Below are 15,008 nucleotides of genomic sequence, written 5' to 3' on the forward strand. Positions count from 1 at the left end.
TGCGCGGTAGCGGTCGGCCCACCGCTTGGCCGTGGTCGTGGAGACTTGGAAACGCTCGGCGGCCCTACGCAGGGGCCAGCCGTCCTCGACCACGCAGCGGGCCAGGCGCAGGCGTCCGGTCTCGGTCAGGGGTGCATTACGGTGGGGCACGAGGGCCTTTCTGGTCGCTGGTGCAGATCTCGCAATCCACACCAGGCCAGCAGGCCCTCACCCATTTCAAGGTCTTTCGACCGAGACCCCTGTCACCAACCTCCGTGGACAGAACAGCTAGGGCGCATCTGACGGGCGCTCCGCCCCCCAAGGCCACCGACAACGCCCCCAAGGGGCCGCCGGCACAACTGCCGGCGGCCCGTTCGCGCTGTTCGCCGCAGGCCGGGGCGCGGACCGGCGCCCGGGCCGGCCGGGCGTCAGTCCTCGGGCGAGAGGCGGGAGTTGGCCGGCGGGGCGTGCAGGACGGCGTCCAGCAGGCCCGGGAAACGGCGCTCGAAGTCCTCCCGGCGCAGCCGGCTGGGGCGGGCGCTGCCGTCCAGCCGCGTCGAGACCAGACCGCTCTCCCGCAGGATCCGGATGTGGTGGGAGACCGTGGAGACCTTGACCGGCATCTCCCGGGCCTTGCAGGTCGACTCGTGGACGCCCGCGAGCCGCCAGGGGACAACTGGAACTGCCCCCAACACCTCACCCCCCGCTTCACCGAGGACGAACTCCGCGGTGCGCTGCGCCCGTTCGAGGAGCGGCTCGACCAACTGGAGGCGGAGAACCGACGGTTGCGTGCCGAGCTGGCCGCCCGGGCGTGAGCGCGGCCCGTACCCTCCGACCGCCAGCCCGCCCGGCTCCACCCGGACACCGTTCAGGGCCCTGCGCAGAGAGCGCAGCAGGGTCGGCTCGCAGGTGAGGCCCCCGCGATCCGGTGGAGGCCGCGCCCCGGGGCGCCCTCATGGAGCCGCACCCGCGCCCGGCGCCTCGCGCCGCGCTACGCCCCATGGCACCGTCGTCGAGAGCAGGGAGGATTTGCCCATGGCCGTCCGGTCGTGCGCCGAGGGTGAAGTGCCGGGCGGGCGCGGCCACTTCCGGCGGGGAGTTGCACACGTCGTTGCGACTTCACCTACCGGCGGATCGTTTCTATCGGAGAAAACACCGGCGGGGTTCTCCGGCAGAAACGGCACCCGGCCGTTTGGAACGTCTTCGGATGCGAAGTACGGAAGCGCGCGGACCGCTTCGCGGAGGCACCCGCGCCCTGCGGCCGGTCGTAAGGCGGAGGTTTCCCACCGCGTTCCCGACTCGTTCCCACTTCCCCGTCACCGGGTCGCCCTCACCCCCTGTCTTTGCAGGTAGGAAGGGCCGTCGTAGGCAGTGCCCGGAGCCGGACTTGAACCGGCACGGCCCGAAGGCCAGCGAGGTTTAAGCTCGCCGTGTCTGCATTCCACCATCCGGGCAGGGATCCCCCCATGCCGCCTCAGTTGGAGGCAGAACGAGCGTAGCCCGAGGGGCCCGAAGCGGATCGGCCGCTCAACCCGAGGTTGTCTTATTTTATTGGCAACTGAGGGGGCATCAGCGCCGGCCAGGGCCCCCGGCACATGCCTGAAGCCCATGTTCGCCGGCGGCCGCGAGGACGAAATTCGACCCCGAATTGACGGAAACTCGATGCCTGTGCGGCGGGCCCCTCCGGTCCCTCCGGACACCCGCGCCACAGCCCCTCCGCCACCCCGGACGGCGCCGACGGCCTCAGGGTGGGGCCTCATACCCAGGGATGACGGGGCGGGGTGAGCTAATCCCTGGGGGTGGTTCGAGGACGGTCACACGGGTTGACGTTCCGGGTGGGTGGGCTGCCGGACGATGGAAGCCGATGTTCCACCGTCGCCGCGGCCGTCGTGCCGGCGCGCGGCGGCCCCCTCGTTCGACAGGAGCCCCTTCCCGTGACCACCACCCACTCCGGCGTCACCCTCGCCGACCGCAGCACCGCGGTGGCCGCCCGCGCCACGGATCTCACCAAGGTCTACGGACACGGCGAGACCCAGGTGGTCGCCCTGGACGCGGTCTCCGTCGACTTCCGGCAGGCCCAGTTCACCGCGATCATGGGCCCCTCCGGGTCCGGCAAGTCCACGCTGATGCACTGCATGGCCGGCCTGGACGCGATCTCCGGCGGCTCCGCGCGGATCGGCGACGTCGAGCTGACCGGACTGAAGGACAAGAAGCTCACCCAACTCCGGCGCGACAAGATCGGCTTCATCTTCCAGGCGTTCAACCTCCTCCCGACGCTCACCGCCCTGGAGAACATCACCCTCCCCATGGACATCGCCGGCCGTAAGCCGGACCGCGCCTGGCTGGAGCGGGTCGTGGAGACCGTCGGCCTCTCCGAGCGCCTCAAGCACCGCCCGAGCCAGCTCTCCGGCGGCCAGCAGCAGCGCGTGGCGGTGGCCCGCGCCCTGGCCTCCCGACCCGAGATCATCTTCGCCGACGAGCCCACCGGCAACCTCGACTCCCGCTCCGGCGCCGAGGTCCTCGGCTTCCTGCGCAACTCCGTGCGCGAGCTGGGCCAGACCGTGGTGATGGTGACCCACGACGCCGTCGCGGCGTCCTACGCGGACCGCGTGATATTCCTCGCCGACGGCCGGATCGTCGACGACATGCCCAACCCCACCGCCGACATGGTGCTGGAGCGCATGAAGGGCTTCGACGCCAAGGGCCGCACCAGCTGATCGTCAGCAGCCACCTCCGCCACCCCGGACACCCCGGACCACTCCTGTAGGACTGACCCACCCATGTTCCGTACCGCCTTGCGCAATGTGCTCGCGCACAAGGCCCGGCTGCTGATGACCGTGCTCGCCGTCATGCTCGGCGTCGCCTTCGTCTCCGGCACCCTGGTCTTCACCTCCACCCTCTCCAACGCCCTCCAGGGCTCCGCCCGCAAGGGCTTCGACAACGTCGACGTCGCCATCCAGCGCGGCGCCGCCGACCCCGCCGACGAGGCCCCCGGGGCCCACTCCCCGCTCGACCAGAAGCTGTTGGACAAGGCCGCCGGCCTGCCCGGCGTCGCCTCCGCCACCGGCACCGTCTCCGGCTTCACCGCCATCGCCGACAAGCACGGCACGATGATCGGCGACGGCTTCTCGACCACCGGCAGCAACTACTCCCCCGGCACCGACGGCACCGACGCGCGTTACCCGATGCGCACCGGCACCGCCCCCAAGGGCCCGCAGGAGTTCGCGCTGGACGCCCACACCGCCGACCGCGGCGGGTACAAGGTCGGCGACACCGTCCGGATATCCGTGGACGGCCCGGTCCGCGAGCAGAGGCTGTCCGGCATCTTCACCACCGACGACGCCCGGGTCGGCGCCGGCGGCAGCCTCGCGCTGTTCGACACCGCCACCGCCCAGAAGCTGTTCGCCACCCCCGGTCACTTCGACGAGATCGACCTCAAGGCCGCCCCCGGCGCCTCCCAGACGGCGCTGAAGGACGCGGTGGAGAAGGTGCTGCCGCAGGGCGCCGAGGCCACCACCGGCCGTCAACTCGCCGACGAGCAGGCCAAGATGATCGCCCAGAGCATGGACGGGATGAAGACCGCCCTGCTCGGCTTCGCCGCCGTCGCGCTCTTCGTCGGCATCTTCATCATCGCCAACACCTTCACCATGCTGGTCGCCCAGCGCACCAAGGAGCTGGCGCTGATGCGCGCGGTCGGCGCCAGCCGCCGCCAGATCACCCGCTCGGTGCTGACCGAGGCGTTCGTGGTGGGCGCGGTGGCCGCGGTCACCGGTCTGCTGGCCGGCATCGGCATCGGCGCCGCCCTGCGCTCCCTGATGAGCCTCACCGGCGGCTCGGTGCCCGAGGGCCCCCTGGTGGTCTCGCCCAGCACGATCCTGACCGCCCTGGCCGTCGGCATCGTCGTCACGGTCCTGGCCGCCTGGCTGCCCGGCCGCCGGGCCGCGAAGATCCCGCCGGTCGCGGCGATGAACAGCGTGCACGCCGCCGCCACCACCAAGTCGCTGGTGATCCGCAACACCGTCGGTGCGCTCTTCGCCGGCGCCGGCATCGCCGCGGTGCTGGTCGCCACCGGGATGTCCGACGGCAAGACCACCATGGGCGCGGGCGCCGCGCTGCTGGTGATCGGCGTGTTCGTGCTGACGCCGCTTCTGTCCCGCCCGCTGATCGCACTGGCCACGCCGGTGCTGCGCCTCTTCGGGATATCCGGCGTCCTGGCCCGGCAGAACGCGGTCCGCAACCCGCGCCGCACGGCCGCCACCGCCTCCGCGCTGATGATCGGGCTGACCCTGATCACCGGCCTGACCGTGATCGCCGGCAGCGTCCAGCACGGCATCGACAAGATGGCCACCTCCGCGCTGAAGGCCGACTACGTGGTCTCCATGGCGACCCACTCGCCGCTCTCGCCCGACGTGGCGAAGAAGCTGGCGACCGCCGACGGGGTCACCGCCTCCAGCCCGCTGCGCAACGCCCCGGCCCGGATCGGCGCCACCACCACGTCCCTCACCGGCGTCAACGGCAAGGAGTTCGACCAGCTCACCCGACTCGACTTCACCGAGGGCGCGCTCGGCACGCTGCACGGCGACCGGGCCCTGGTCGACGACACCCTCGCCAAGCGGAAGGGCTGGCACGCCGGTTCCCGCGTCCCGGTGACCTTCGAGGACGGCTCGAAGGGCAACCTGACCATCGGCGGCGTCTACGAGGGCAACCAGGTCATCAGCGGCATCCTCCTGGACAACGGCACCCTCGACCGGCACCAGAAGCACGCCACCGACATGCAGGTGCTGGTCAAGACCGCGCACGGCGCCACCCCCGAGGCCAAGGACTCCCTGGTCAAGGCGCTCGGCAAGAACCCGGCGATCACCGTCGCGGACAAGAAGGACGTCTCCAACGCCATCGCCCAGACCTTCACCCTGCTGCTGAACATGGTCTACGGCCTGCTGGCCATGGCGGTGATCGTCGCGGTGATCGGCGTCGTCAACACCCTGGCGATGTCGGTCTTCGAGCGCTCCCAGGAGATCGGCATGCTGCGCGCCATCGGCCTGGACCGCCGCGGCATCAAGCGGATGGTGCGGCTGGAGTCGCTGGTGATCTCGCTCTTCGGCGGGGTGCTGGGCATCGGCCTGGGCGTGTTCTTCGGCTGGGCGGCCGGCGAGCTGATCGGCGCCTCGCTGCCGACCTACGAACTGGTCATGCCCTGGGGCCGGATGGCCGTCTTCCTGGCGGTCGCCGCGCTGGTCGGCGTCCTGGCCGCGCTGTGGCCGGCGCGCCGGGCGGCGAAGCTCAACATGCTCCAGGCCATCAAGGCCGAGTAGCCGGCACGAGGGGCCGCGCGACGGCCTCCGAACGGCCCGAGGGCCCCGGTCCCCGCAGCAAGCGCGGGAGACCGGGGCCCTCGGTCGTGAGCGGCCCCGCCGGACCCTCAACGGCCGTGGGGCGCCCGCCGGTTCAGCTCCGCCAGTCGCGGGCCCGCAGCGGCATCCCGGCCGCGCCGGAGTCCGGCGTGCGGATCGCCAACACCTGGTTGACCCCTATCCGGTTGCGCTCGAACGACAGCGCCGAGGCGGCCATGTAGAGCCGCCAGACCCGGGCCCGGCCCGGCGAGGTCAGCCGCACCGCCTCCGCCCAGCGGGCCTCCAGATTGGCCACCCACCGACGCAGCGTCAGCGCGTAGTGCTCCCGGATCGCCTCCACGTCCCGCACCTCGAAGCCGACGTCCTCCAACTGCCCGACGGTCCGCCCGATCGGGGCCAACTCCCCGTCCGGGAAGACGTAGCGGTCGATGAACTCGTCGACCTGGTACGTCTCTTCGTCCGCCAGCGGACGCCGGGCGATCTGGTGGTTGAGCAGCCGCCCGCCGGGCTTCAGCAGGGCGTGCAGCAGCCCCGCGTACTCCGCGTACCGGGCCCGGCCGACGTGCTCGGCCATCCCGATCGAGGAGATCGCGTCGAACGGCCCGTCGGCGACCTCGCGGTAGTCCTGCACCCGGATCTCGATCCGGTCGGTGAGGCCGGCGTCCGCGACCCGCTTTCGGGCGTAGGTGGCCTGCTCCTCGGAGAGCGTGATGCCAACCGCGTGGACGCCGTACTCGCGGGCCGCGTGCAGCACCATCGAGCCCCAGCCGCAGCCCACGTCCAGCAGCCGCTGCCCCTCGTGCAGGCCCAGCTTGCGGCAGATCAGGTCCAGCTTGTCGCGCTGGGCGTCCTCCAACGTGCCGGCGGCGCCCTCGGTGGCTTCCCAGTAGGCGCACGAGTAGACCATCGACGGGCCGAGCACCAGCGCGTAGAAGTCGTTGCCGACGTCGTAGTGGTGGCTGATGGCCTGGCGGTCGCGGAGCAGCGAGTGCAGCGCCCCGCGGCGCGGGCGGGCCTCCTCGACGGGCGGCGCCGGCGGGACGGGGAGCCCAGCCAGGGACAGCAGCTCCTTGCCAGCGGCGCGGACCCCGGGACGGGCCAGGGCGCGCAGCGCGGCGGCGCGCGGCGGCTTGGGGGCGGCGCTGCCGCGCTCCCAGATCATCCCGGCGAGCCGGTCCAGCGCCTCGTAGAGGTCACCGTCGACGTCGATGTCGCCGGCCACCCAGGCCCGGGCCAGGCCCAACTCCCCCGGTTTGAACAGCAGTCGACGCAGCGCCCGGCGATTGCGGACGACCAGCACGGGGGCTCCCGGCGGGCCGGACTCGCTTGCGTCCCAGGCGCGAATCCGCACCGGTAGCGGGCCTCCCAGCACCTCCTCGGCGAGCTTCGTGAGCCGTCCAGCGGCACCGGCCATGTCGCACACCTCCGTCATGACGAGTCGGGTGAAGAAGTTTCACCCACCACGTAAACGTCAAGTGGGTGCCCCACTAGTCCCGTTCGCCTGCCAGAGAACAGCACGCCGGTTGCTTTCGGCCACACCCCGGGCACGCCGAAGGGCGCCCGCCCCACGGATGGCGGACGCCCTTCGGGCTGGTCGGGGTATCCGACCGGAGGTTCAGGAAGCCTTGGCCTTCGGCTTGTCCCCACCGGCCGCTGCGGCCGGGGCGGGGGCCGGCTTGGCGGCCTCGTAGAACTCCTCGCGGGGGTTCTCCATGGCGCCGAGCGAGACCACCTCGCGCTTGAGGAAGGTCGCCAGCGTCCAGTCGGCGAAGACCCGGATCTTGCGGTTGAACGTCGGCATCGCCATGCCGTGGTACGCGCGGTGCATGTACCAGGCGAGACGGCCCTTGAGCTTGATCTTCATCTTGCCCATGACGATCATCGCGACGCCCTTGTGCAGGCCCAGGCCCGCGACCGCGCCCTTGTTGGCGTGGCTGTACTCCTTCTGCGGGAAGCCCCGCATGCCGGAGACCACGTTGTCGCCGAGGACCTTGGCCTGCCGCAGCGCGTGCTGCGCGTTCGGCGGGCACCAGGCGTTCTCGTTGCCGTTCTTGCGGCCGACCATGTCCGGGACCTGGGCGTTGTCGCCCGCGGCCCAGATGTAGTCGGTGCCCTGCACCTGGAGGGTGGCGGCGGTGTCGATGTGACCGCGCGGGCCCAGCGGCAGGCCGAAGCGGGACAGCGCCGGGTTCGGCTTGACGCCGGCGGTCCACACGATGGTGTTGGAGAGCACCTCAAGGCCGTTGTTGAGGATCACGTGGCCGTCGACGCAGGAGTCCATGCCGGTCTTGAGATAGATCTCGACCCCGCGGGACTCCAGGTGCTCCTTGCCGTAGGCGCCCAGCTTCGGGCCGACCTCGGGGAGGATCTTGTCGGCGACGTCGACGAGGAGGAAGCGCATGTCCTCGCGCTTGACGTTCTTGTAGTACTTCGCGGCGTCGCGGGCCATGTCCTCGACCTCGCCGACGGTCTCCGCACCGGCGAAGCCACCGCCGATGAAGACGAAGGTCAGCGCCTTGCGGCGGACCTCCTCGTCGGTCGTGGAGTCGGCCTTGTCGAGCTGTTCCAGAACGTGGTTGCGCAGGCCGATGGCCTCCTCCACGCCCTTCATGCCGATGCCGTTCTCGGCCAGGCCGGGGATCGGGAAGGTGCGGGAGACCGCGCCCATCGCGACGACCAGGTAGTCGAAGGGCAGCTCGTACGCATCGCCCACGAGCGGGGCGATGGTGGCGACCTTGCGGTCCTGGTCGATGGTGGTCACCCGGCCGGTGAGGACCTCCGCCTTGGGCAGCACACGCCGCAGCGGGACCACAACGTGACGGGGGGAGATGCTGCCGGCCGCAGCTTCAGGGAGGAAGGGCTGGTACGTCATGTACGAGCGCGGGTCGACGACCGTGACGGTCGCCTCGCCGTACCGCATCTTCTTCAGGATGCGGCGCGCCGCGTACAGGCCTACGTACCCACCGCCTACAACGAGGATCCTGGGACGCTCCGTGGTGCTCATGCAATCGAGTATCCACCCCCACATGGGGGGTCGCTCGTGAGCCCCTTCACAAGAATGACGAAGGCATCTGCTACACTCCGCCGGCTTCGTGACCGACGCCATAGCGCGTTACGGGAACCACGGTATAACGCGACACGTTGGATAGCCCTGTTGATCAGGGCTTGTCCCCCTCTGAGCGGCCGTACCAGGCCCCTCGCGCGCACTCCCGTAACACGGCGAACACCCTGTGAAGGCCCCGAGGTTCCCGGGCAGATGAGTCCTAAGACCTTCGAATGAGGGACGAACGGCGGGTTAGTTCGCCCGGGAGGCGGGTTTTTCATGTGAAGGATTTCACGAACCTTTTTTCCGGGGGCCCTCCCGGAGGCCCTTATGCGCCCCTGAAAACCGCTCAGACGACCCCCCGCCCACCCAAAAACCCCGTCGCGGGCGGGGGTTGTCGCGCCGTGCGCCGACGGTGCACCCGGGCACCGTCAGGCGATGCTCCAGGCGATTCCGTCCAGAATGTCGTGTTCGCTGACCACGACCTCCTCGGCGCCGACCCGCTCCATGATCGACAGCAGCACGAGCGCACCGGCGGCGATGACGTCGATCCGGCCGGGGTGCAGCACCGGGATCGCCGCGCGCTCGGCGTGGGTGGAGGTCACCAGGCGCTCGGTGACCTCGCGGACCGTGGCCAGGGAGATCCGGGAGTGGTGGATCGCCGCGGAGTCGTAGTGGTCCAGGCCCAGCGCGATGGCGGCGACGGTGGTCACCGAACCGGCGAGCCCGACCAGGGTGGCGGCCTCGGTCAGCGGGACGCTCTCCTCGGCCTGGTCCAGCGCCGCGGCGATGTCGGCCTTTATGGCGTCGATCTGGGCGACGGTGGGCGGGTCGCTGAGCGGCGCGTCCGAACCGCCCGACGCGGCGTGGAGGTGGCGCTCGGTCATCCGGACGCAGCCGACGTCGACCGAGCGGGCCGCGCGGACCGCCTCGTCGCCGAGCACGAACTCGGTGGAGCCGCCGCCGATGTCCACGACGAGATAAGGGAGTTGGATGTGCGGGTGGCCGGTCAGCTCCTTGGTGGCGCCGGTGAAGGAGAACTCCGCCTCCTGGTCGCCGGAGATCACCTCCGGCTCGACGCCCAGGATGTCCACGACCCCGCGGACGAAGTCCTCGCGGTTCTCCGCGTCCCGGGAGGCGGAGGTCGCCACGAACCGCAGCCGCTCCGCGCCCAGGCCCTTGATCACCGCGGCGTACTCGCGGCAGGCCGCGAAGGTGCGCTCCAGCGCCTCCGGCGCCAGCCGGCCGGTGCGGTCCACGCCCTGGCCGAGCCGGACGATCTGCATCCGGCGGTCCAGGTCCTTCAGTTCACCGGTGGTCGGGTCCAGGTCGGCGACCAGCAGCCGGATGGAGTTCGTACCGCAGTCGATGGCGGCGACCCGTGTCACTTGGCGTCTCCTTCGGGGGCTTCGGGGGCTTCGGCGCTCTGCCCGCAAGGGGTCACGCAGGGGCCCTTGCGCCACCACTCGGGGAGCATCGCCAGCGCCTCGTCGCCGAGCGGGTTGACGCCGGGGCCGGCGGCGAGCGAGTGGCCGACGAGGACGTGCAGGCACTTGACCCGGTCGGGCATTCCGCCCGCGCTCGGGAAGCCCTGGAGCACCTCGATGGCGTCCCGGCGCCGGATGTAGTCCTCGTGGGCCGCGCGGTAGGCGGCGGCCAACTCCGGGTCTTCGGCCAGCCGCTCGGTCATCTCCTTCATCACGCCGTTGGCCTCCAGCGTGCCGATGGCGGACGCGGCGCGCGGGCAGGTCAGGTAGTAGAGCGTGGGGAAGGGGGTGCCGTCCTCCAGCCGCGGCGCGGTCTCGACGACGTCCGGCTGTCCGCAGGGGCAGCGGTGCGCGATCGTGCGCAGGCCGCGCGGCGGGCGGCCGAGCTGATCCTTGAAGGCGGCGATGTCCGCGGCGGTGGGCTCGGTGGGCTCGGTCTGGGGCGGGGGCGTGTCCATGTGCGCTTTCGGTGAGGGCCGGTGGTGGGTGGCGGGCGGCCGGGGCGGGCCCGCCCGTACAGTCTCGCCGGTCGCCGTCGGTGCGGGCTACCGCCCCGCGGCGACGTCGGTGGCGTCGGCGTCGTCCACGGCGTTCCAGAGCTTGTCGTACCAGGGGCGGTCGGCCGCCTCGGCGCCCTTGGGTGCGGCGCGGACGCCGGAGCCGTCCTGGACGATGTACCCGGTCTCGTCCGGCATGACGAAGTGCAGGTGGCGGCGGGCCTGTTGACGGACGTAGGCCGGGTCCTGCCAGCGGGACCTCTCGTCGCGCAGCCGGTTCAGCGCGGTGGCCGCGTTCTGGGCCTTCCGGCGCTGGTCGGCGATGTCGGAGCGCTGGGAGATGTACTGCCGCATCGGGTACGCGAGGGCGACCACCAGCGAGCACATCACCAGCGCCAGCAGCGCGGCGCGGCCGGTGAGGCGGTTGCGGCGGGGGCGCCGCTTGGCGCGGTAGACGCGGGCGGCGGCCTGTTCGCCGAGCGCCTTGAGCCGGGTCGCGGTGGAGAACCGGTCCGCGGGCACGTCGCCTCCCCTTCAGCTTCCGTCCGTCACACGCGTCACGGCGGTCGTCATGACGCACGTCGTCCCCGGCCACGGTACGGGACCGGGGACGGGGACGTGCGCGCTTCGCCCCGGCTTTGCCCGCAGGTCACATCGTGCGGAGCACCGCGGGGCGGTGGTGTGGTCGAACGCCCGGAGGCGCGGGGCGGCGCCTCCGGGTCGACGCGGGCGTCAGCCCTTGAAACGGGGGAACGCGCTGCGACCCGCGTACACCGCGGCGTCGTCGAGGATCTCCTCGATGCGCAGGAGCTGGTTGTACTTGGCGACGCGCTCGGAGCGGGCCGGGGCGCCGGTCTTGATCTGGCCGCAGTTGGTGGCGACGGCGAGGTCGGCGATGGTGACGTCCTCGGTCTCGCCGGAGCGGTGCGACATCATGCACTTGAAGCCGTTGCGCTGGGCCAGCTCGACGGCGTCCAGGGTCTCGGTCAGCGAACCGATCTGGTTGACCTTCACCAGGAGGGCGTTGGCGGAGCCCTCCTCGATGCCGCGGGCCAGGCGCTCGGGGTTGGTGACGAACAGGTCGTCACCCACGAGCTGGACCTTGGCGCCGAGCTTGTCGGTGATGACCTTCCAGCCGGCCCAGTCGTCCTCGAACAGCGGGTCCTCGATGGAGACGAGCGGGTACGCGGAGACGAGCTCCTCGTAGTACTCGGTCATCTCGGCGGCCGAGCGCTCCTTGCCCTCGAACTGGTACTTGCCGTCCTTGTAGAACTCGGAGGCGGCGACGTCCAGGGCCAGCGCGATGTCCTGGCCGGGGGCGTAGCCGGCCTCCTTGATGGCCTCCAGGATGAGGTCCAGGGCCTCGCGGTTGGAGCCGAGGTTCGGGGCGAAGCCGCCCTCGTCGCCCAGGCCGGTGGCCAGGCCCTTGCTCTTCAGGACCTTCTTGAGGGTGTGGTAGACCTCGGCGCCCCAGCGCAGCGCCTCGGAGAAGGACTCCGCGCCGATCGGGGCGATCATGAACTCCTGGATGTCCACGTTGGAGTCGGCGTGCGAGCCGCCGTTCAGGATGTTCATCATCGGCACGGGCAGGACGTGCGCGTTCGGGCCACCGAGGTAGCGGAACAGCGGCAGGTCGCTGGCCTCGGAGGCGGCGTGCGCGACGGCCAGGGAGACGCCGAGGATGGCGTTGGCGCCCAGCGAGCCCTTGTTGTCGGTGGCGTCCAGGTCGAACATCGCCTGGTCGATCAGCCGCTGCTCGGTCGCGTCGTAGCCGACGAGCTCCGGGCCGATCTGCTCGATGACCGCGAGGACGGCCTTCTCCACGCCCTTGCCGAGGTAGCGGTTGGGGTCGCCGTCCCGCAGCTCGACGGCCTCGAAGGCACCGGTCGAGGCGCCGGACGGGACGGCGGCACGGCCGGTGCTGCCGTCGTCGAGGCCGACCTCGACCTCGACCGTGGGATTACCTCGCGAGTCGAGAATTTCGCGGGCTACGACGACGTCGATGGACGGCACGTTGTCTCCTTCGGGGGTGTCTGGAGTTCTCGCCCCGAGCCTAACGGCCCCGGACGCATCCGCTTGCCCGTGGCCCGCTCCGTGGGACGAAAAAACCCAACAAGCAGGCCGAACTCCCAGTTCACGGGAGGTTTCCGGGCGTTGTTCGCTATGCGGGTAACGCCGCGCCGGGCCGTCTGACGGCACCGGGAACGGCGCGCGTCAGCGGGGGGCTCGGGCGCGGCGCGGCACGGCGCAGGGGCGCCTGGACGTAAGAAGCCCCGCCGCGGCGCGCTCGGGGGGACGCGCCGGGGCGGGGCAGCTTTCGCGGGCGGCTCAGATGCTGAGCTTCTGGCCCGGGAAGATCAGGTTGGGGTTGCCGCCGACGACGGACTTGTTGGCGGCGTAGAGCGCCTTCCAGTTGGTGCCGTGCGCCTTGGCGATCTTGGCGAGGGTGTCGCCCGACTTCACGGTGTAGGTGTCACCGGAGCGGTGCGACTGCTGCGGGGCCGGCTGGGTCTTCTCGACCTTCTCGCGGACCGGGGCGGACTTCTTCTTGGTGGTGCCCTCGGTCTGCTTGCGGGTCTCGGAGGTGCCCTGGCTCTTCTTGACCGTGGCGCCACCGGAGGTGTCGACGTTGGCGGCCGGGCCACCGGCGGTCAGGTTGCCGGCGCCGGCGCAGGACCAGGCACCCGGGCCCTGGATGGCGAGCAGCTTCTCGGCGACGGCGATCTGCTGGGCCTTGGTGGCCAGGTCGGCGCGGGCCGCGTACTGGGTGCCACCGGCGGCGGCCCAGCTGGAGTTGGAGAACTGCAGGCCACCGTAGTAGCCGTTACCGGTGTTGATCGACCAGTTGCCACCGGACTCGCACTGGGCGACCTTGTCCCAGGTGGCGACCGAAGCGGCGGAAGCGGAGGTGGCGCCCATCAGCGGGACGGCGACGGCGGCGCCGGCGACACCGGCCAGGGTGGCGACGCGGACGGCCTTGGAGCTGCGGCGGTGCTTGCCCTTGTTGATCAGCATCGTGCGTTCGTTTCCTCACCGACGCCTACGAGGTGAGCTGTCGGGTTCGGGCCGTGTGAGCTGCCCGGCCGCGTGTGCTGCACACACGGCTTCACCCCAAGCCGGTTGACCCGCTTTCACGGGTGGGGCCGGCACTTACCTTGGGTCCCCCGCTCCTGCCTTCGGCGCTTGCGCGTCGTCGTCCTCCGACCGCCGGCAGGATTCGGCGAGCGATCGAAGGGCCCGCTTTGGCGAGCGGTCCTGACCGTAAGCAAATCCCTGTTGGTGTTCAAACCCCATCTTCTGAACCAAGTTGACCGTTTTTGATCATCAGGGGGGACATTTCCGCAGGTGGACCCCGGTATCGAAACGGGGGACGGGACCCGGCCCATCCCTCGCAACGAGAGCCATATCTCACTTTTACGAAACCGCCCCGAACCGGCGGTAACTACCCCTGCGCCCGCCCGAGATCGAGCAGTTGACCAGGAAGGATGAGGTCCGCGTCGGAGCCGATGACGTCACGGTTGCGGTCGTAGAGCGCGGGCCAGCCGCCCGGCAGGTCGTGGCGCTCGGCGATGACTGACAGGTTGTCACCTGGGCGTACGCGGTAGTCGCCGGCGCCCGCCGGGGGCGTGCGGTGCGCCGCCCCGCCGCGCGAGGCGTGCCGGCCGCTGCCACCGTCCCGCTCGTCACCGGAGCCCGCACCGTCGCCCGGCGCACCGCGGTGCTTGCCAGCGGCGGGCGGCGTACCGGGGTCGACGGAGCCGGACGGACCGGCCGGGTCGTCCGGCGACGCGGACGGGGGCGAGGACGGGACCCCGGGGGCGGACGGGGTCGCGTCCGACGGGTCGGTGGAGGGCCGCCCGGACGGCGAGCCCGACGGCTCCTCGGTCGGCTTCTCGGACGGCTTCCCGGAAGCGGAGGGGGACGGAGTGGCCGACGGCGATCCGGACGGCGACGCGGAGTCCGTGGGGCTTGTGGGGTTCTCGGTGCCTGTGGCGCCCGTGGGGTCCGTCGGGTCCTGGCTCGCCGAAGGGGCGCCCGGGGTATCGGAGTCGGAGTCCGACCCGGGGTCGGCGTCACTGCCGGACGGGGTGGGCGTCGCGGTGCCCGGCCCCGCGTGGCCCGACCTCCCCGTCGCGCCGGACGGGTCGCCGGCGGCCGGGTCGTCGGCCGAGGGGTCGTGCGTGGGGCGCGGGGTGGGCCGGCTGGTGCTGCCCGGATCGACGCCCGGCTTGCGGCCGCCCTTCGTCAGCCCGGCGTCCACCGCGCAGCTCGGGAAGGCGTCCGGGCCGCGGTCGTCGAGGATCGCCTGGGCCACGGCTATCTGCTGGGCCCGGCTGGCCATGTCGGGGCGGGAGGCGTAGGCGGTGCCGCCGTAGTGGTCCCACATCTCCTGGGTGAGCTGGAGGCCGCCGTAGAAGCCGTTGCCGGTGGCGGAGCTCCACATTCCGCCGCTCTCGCACTGGGCGACGCGGTCCCAGGTCGCCGTGTCGGCGGCCTGCGCGCCGCCGGCGCTGAGCAGCGGCAGGGCCAGTCCCGCGCCGGTCACTCCTGCCGTGACAAAGATGGCCGGTGCTTGTCGGGGGCGACGATGCCGGCCGTTCCCGGAACGCATGCGGTTGCCTTTCGCGCGGCGGTTGAGTTGTCGGATCGC

Annotated in this window: 13 protein-coding genes, 1 tRNA gene and 1 riboswitch; of the genes, 3 read left to right on the forward strand and 11 right to left on the reverse strand. The window is 71.5% G+C overall.

Annotated features, from left to right (window positions below):
* On the reverse strand, positions 1-150 hold a 150-nt coding region (locus ACIQU6_RS14410), incomplete at its 3' end, for a helix-turn-helix domain-containing protein (RefSeq protein WP_403482042.1).
* Between the two features lie 257 nt (positions 151-407).
* Complete coding sequence (locus tag ACIQU6_RS14415) at positions 408-602, reverse strand: ArsR/SmtB family transcription factor (protein WP_403481927.1); 195 nt, start codon at positions 600-602, stop codon at positions 408-410.
* Between the two features lie 24 nt (positions 603-626).
* On the opposite strand from ACIQU6_RS14415, the gene ACIQU6_RS14420 reads away from it, so the two are divergent.
* On the forward strand, positions 627-794 hold the full coding sequence (locus tag ACIQU6_RS14420) for a hypothetical protein (RefSeq protein ID WP_403481928.1): 168 nt from the start codon (positions 627-629) through the stop codon (positions 792-794).
* Between the two features lie 557 nt (positions 795-1,351).
* On the opposite strand, the gene ACIQU6_RS14425 is transcribed toward ACIQU6_RS14420, so the two are convergent.
* Positions 1,352-1,433: transfer RNA gene (locus ACIQU6_RS14425), tRNA-Leu, on the reverse strand.
* 480 nt (positions 1,434-1,913) lie between these two features.
* On the opposite strand from ACIQU6_RS14425, the gene ACIQU6_RS14430 reads away from it, so the two are divergent.
* A complete protein-coding gene (locus tag ACIQU6_RS14430; protein ID WP_403481929.1) occupies positions 1,914-2,696 on the forward strand; it encodes an ABC transporter ATP-binding protein in 783 nt (260 codons plus the stop codon).
* Positions 2,697-2,759: 63 nt separating this feature from the next.
* Entirely contained in the window at positions 2,760-5,291 is a 2,532-nt protein-coding gene (locus tag ACIQU6_RS14435; protein WP_403481930.1) for an ABC transporter permease, read from the forward strand.
* Between the two features lie 133 nt (positions 5,292-5,424).
* Here ACIQU6_RS14435 and ACIQU6_RS14440 read toward each other — a convergent pair whose 3' ends face one another.
* From ACIQU6_RS14440 to ACIQU6_RS14475, 8 genes are all read right to left on the reverse strand, one after another.
* Positions 5,425-6,744 (reverse strand): class I SAM-dependent methyltransferase, encoded by a 1,320-nt coding sequence (locus tag ACIQU6_RS14440; protein ID WP_403481931.1) that lies wholly within the window; start codon positions 6,742-6,744, stop codon positions 5,425-5,427.
* Positions 6,745-6,945: 201 nt separating this feature from the next.
* The gene (locus ACIQU6_RS14445; protein ID WP_403481932.1) at positions 6,946-8,334 is read right to left on the reverse strand and encodes an NAD(P)/FAD-dependent oxidoreductase; all 1,389 of its coding nucleotides are present in this window, start codon (positions 8,332-8,334) and stop codon (positions 6,946-6,948) included.
* A gap of 470 nt (positions 8,335-8,804) precedes the next feature.
* A complete protein-coding gene (locus ACIQU6_RS14450; RefSeq protein WP_403481933.1) occupies positions 8,805-9,761 on the reverse strand; it encodes an exopolyphosphatase in 957 nt (318 codons plus the stop codon).
* Positions 9,758-10,318, reverse strand: coding sequence for a DUF501 domain-containing protein (locus ACIQU6_RS14455; RefSeq protein WP_403481934.1), 561 nt, complete (start codon positions 10,316-10,318; stop codon positions 9,758-9,760). The genes ACIQU6_RS14450 and ACIQU6_RS14455 overlap by 4 nt, the downstream gene beginning before the upstream one ends.
* Positions 10,319-10,405: 87 nt before the next feature.
* A complete protein-coding gene (locus ACIQU6_RS14460) occupies positions 10,406-10,879 on the reverse strand; it encodes a septum formation initiator family protein (RefSeq protein ID WP_403481935.1) in 474 nt (157 codons plus the stop codon).
* A gap of 210 nt (positions 10,880-11,089) precedes the next feature.
* The gene (gene eno / locus ACIQU6_RS14465; protein ID WP_403481936.1) at positions 11,090-12,370 is read right to left on the reverse strand and encodes a phosphopyruvate hydratase; all 1,281 of its coding nucleotides are present in this window, start codon (positions 12,368-12,370) and stop codon (positions 11,090-11,092) included.
* A 315-nt stretch (positions 12,371-12,685) separates the two neighbouring features.
* Complete coding sequence (locus ACIQU6_RS14470; protein WP_403481937.1) at positions 12,686-13,372, reverse strand: transglycosylase family protein; 687 nt, start codon at positions 13,370-13,372, stop codon at positions 12,686-12,688.
* A 7-nt stretch (positions 13,373-13,379) separates the two neighbouring features.
* A riboswitch (cyclic di-AMP (ydaO/yuaA leader) is annotated at positions 13,380-13,549 on the reverse strand.
* A gap of 250 nt (positions 13,550-13,799) precedes the next feature.
* Positions 13,800-14,903: a transglycosylase family protein gene (locus tag ACIQU6_RS14475; protein WP_403481938.1), complete on the reverse strand. Its 1,104-nt coding sequence runs from the start codon at positions 14,901-14,903 to the stop codon at positions 13,800-13,802.
* Between the last annotated feature and the right edge of the window lie 105 nt (positions 14,904-15,008).

Source organism: Streptomyces sp. NPDC090442 (assembly GCF_044769405.1).
Taxonomy (GTDB): domain Bacteria; phylum Actinomycetota; class Actinomycetes; order Streptomycetales; family Streptomycetaceae; genus Streptomyces.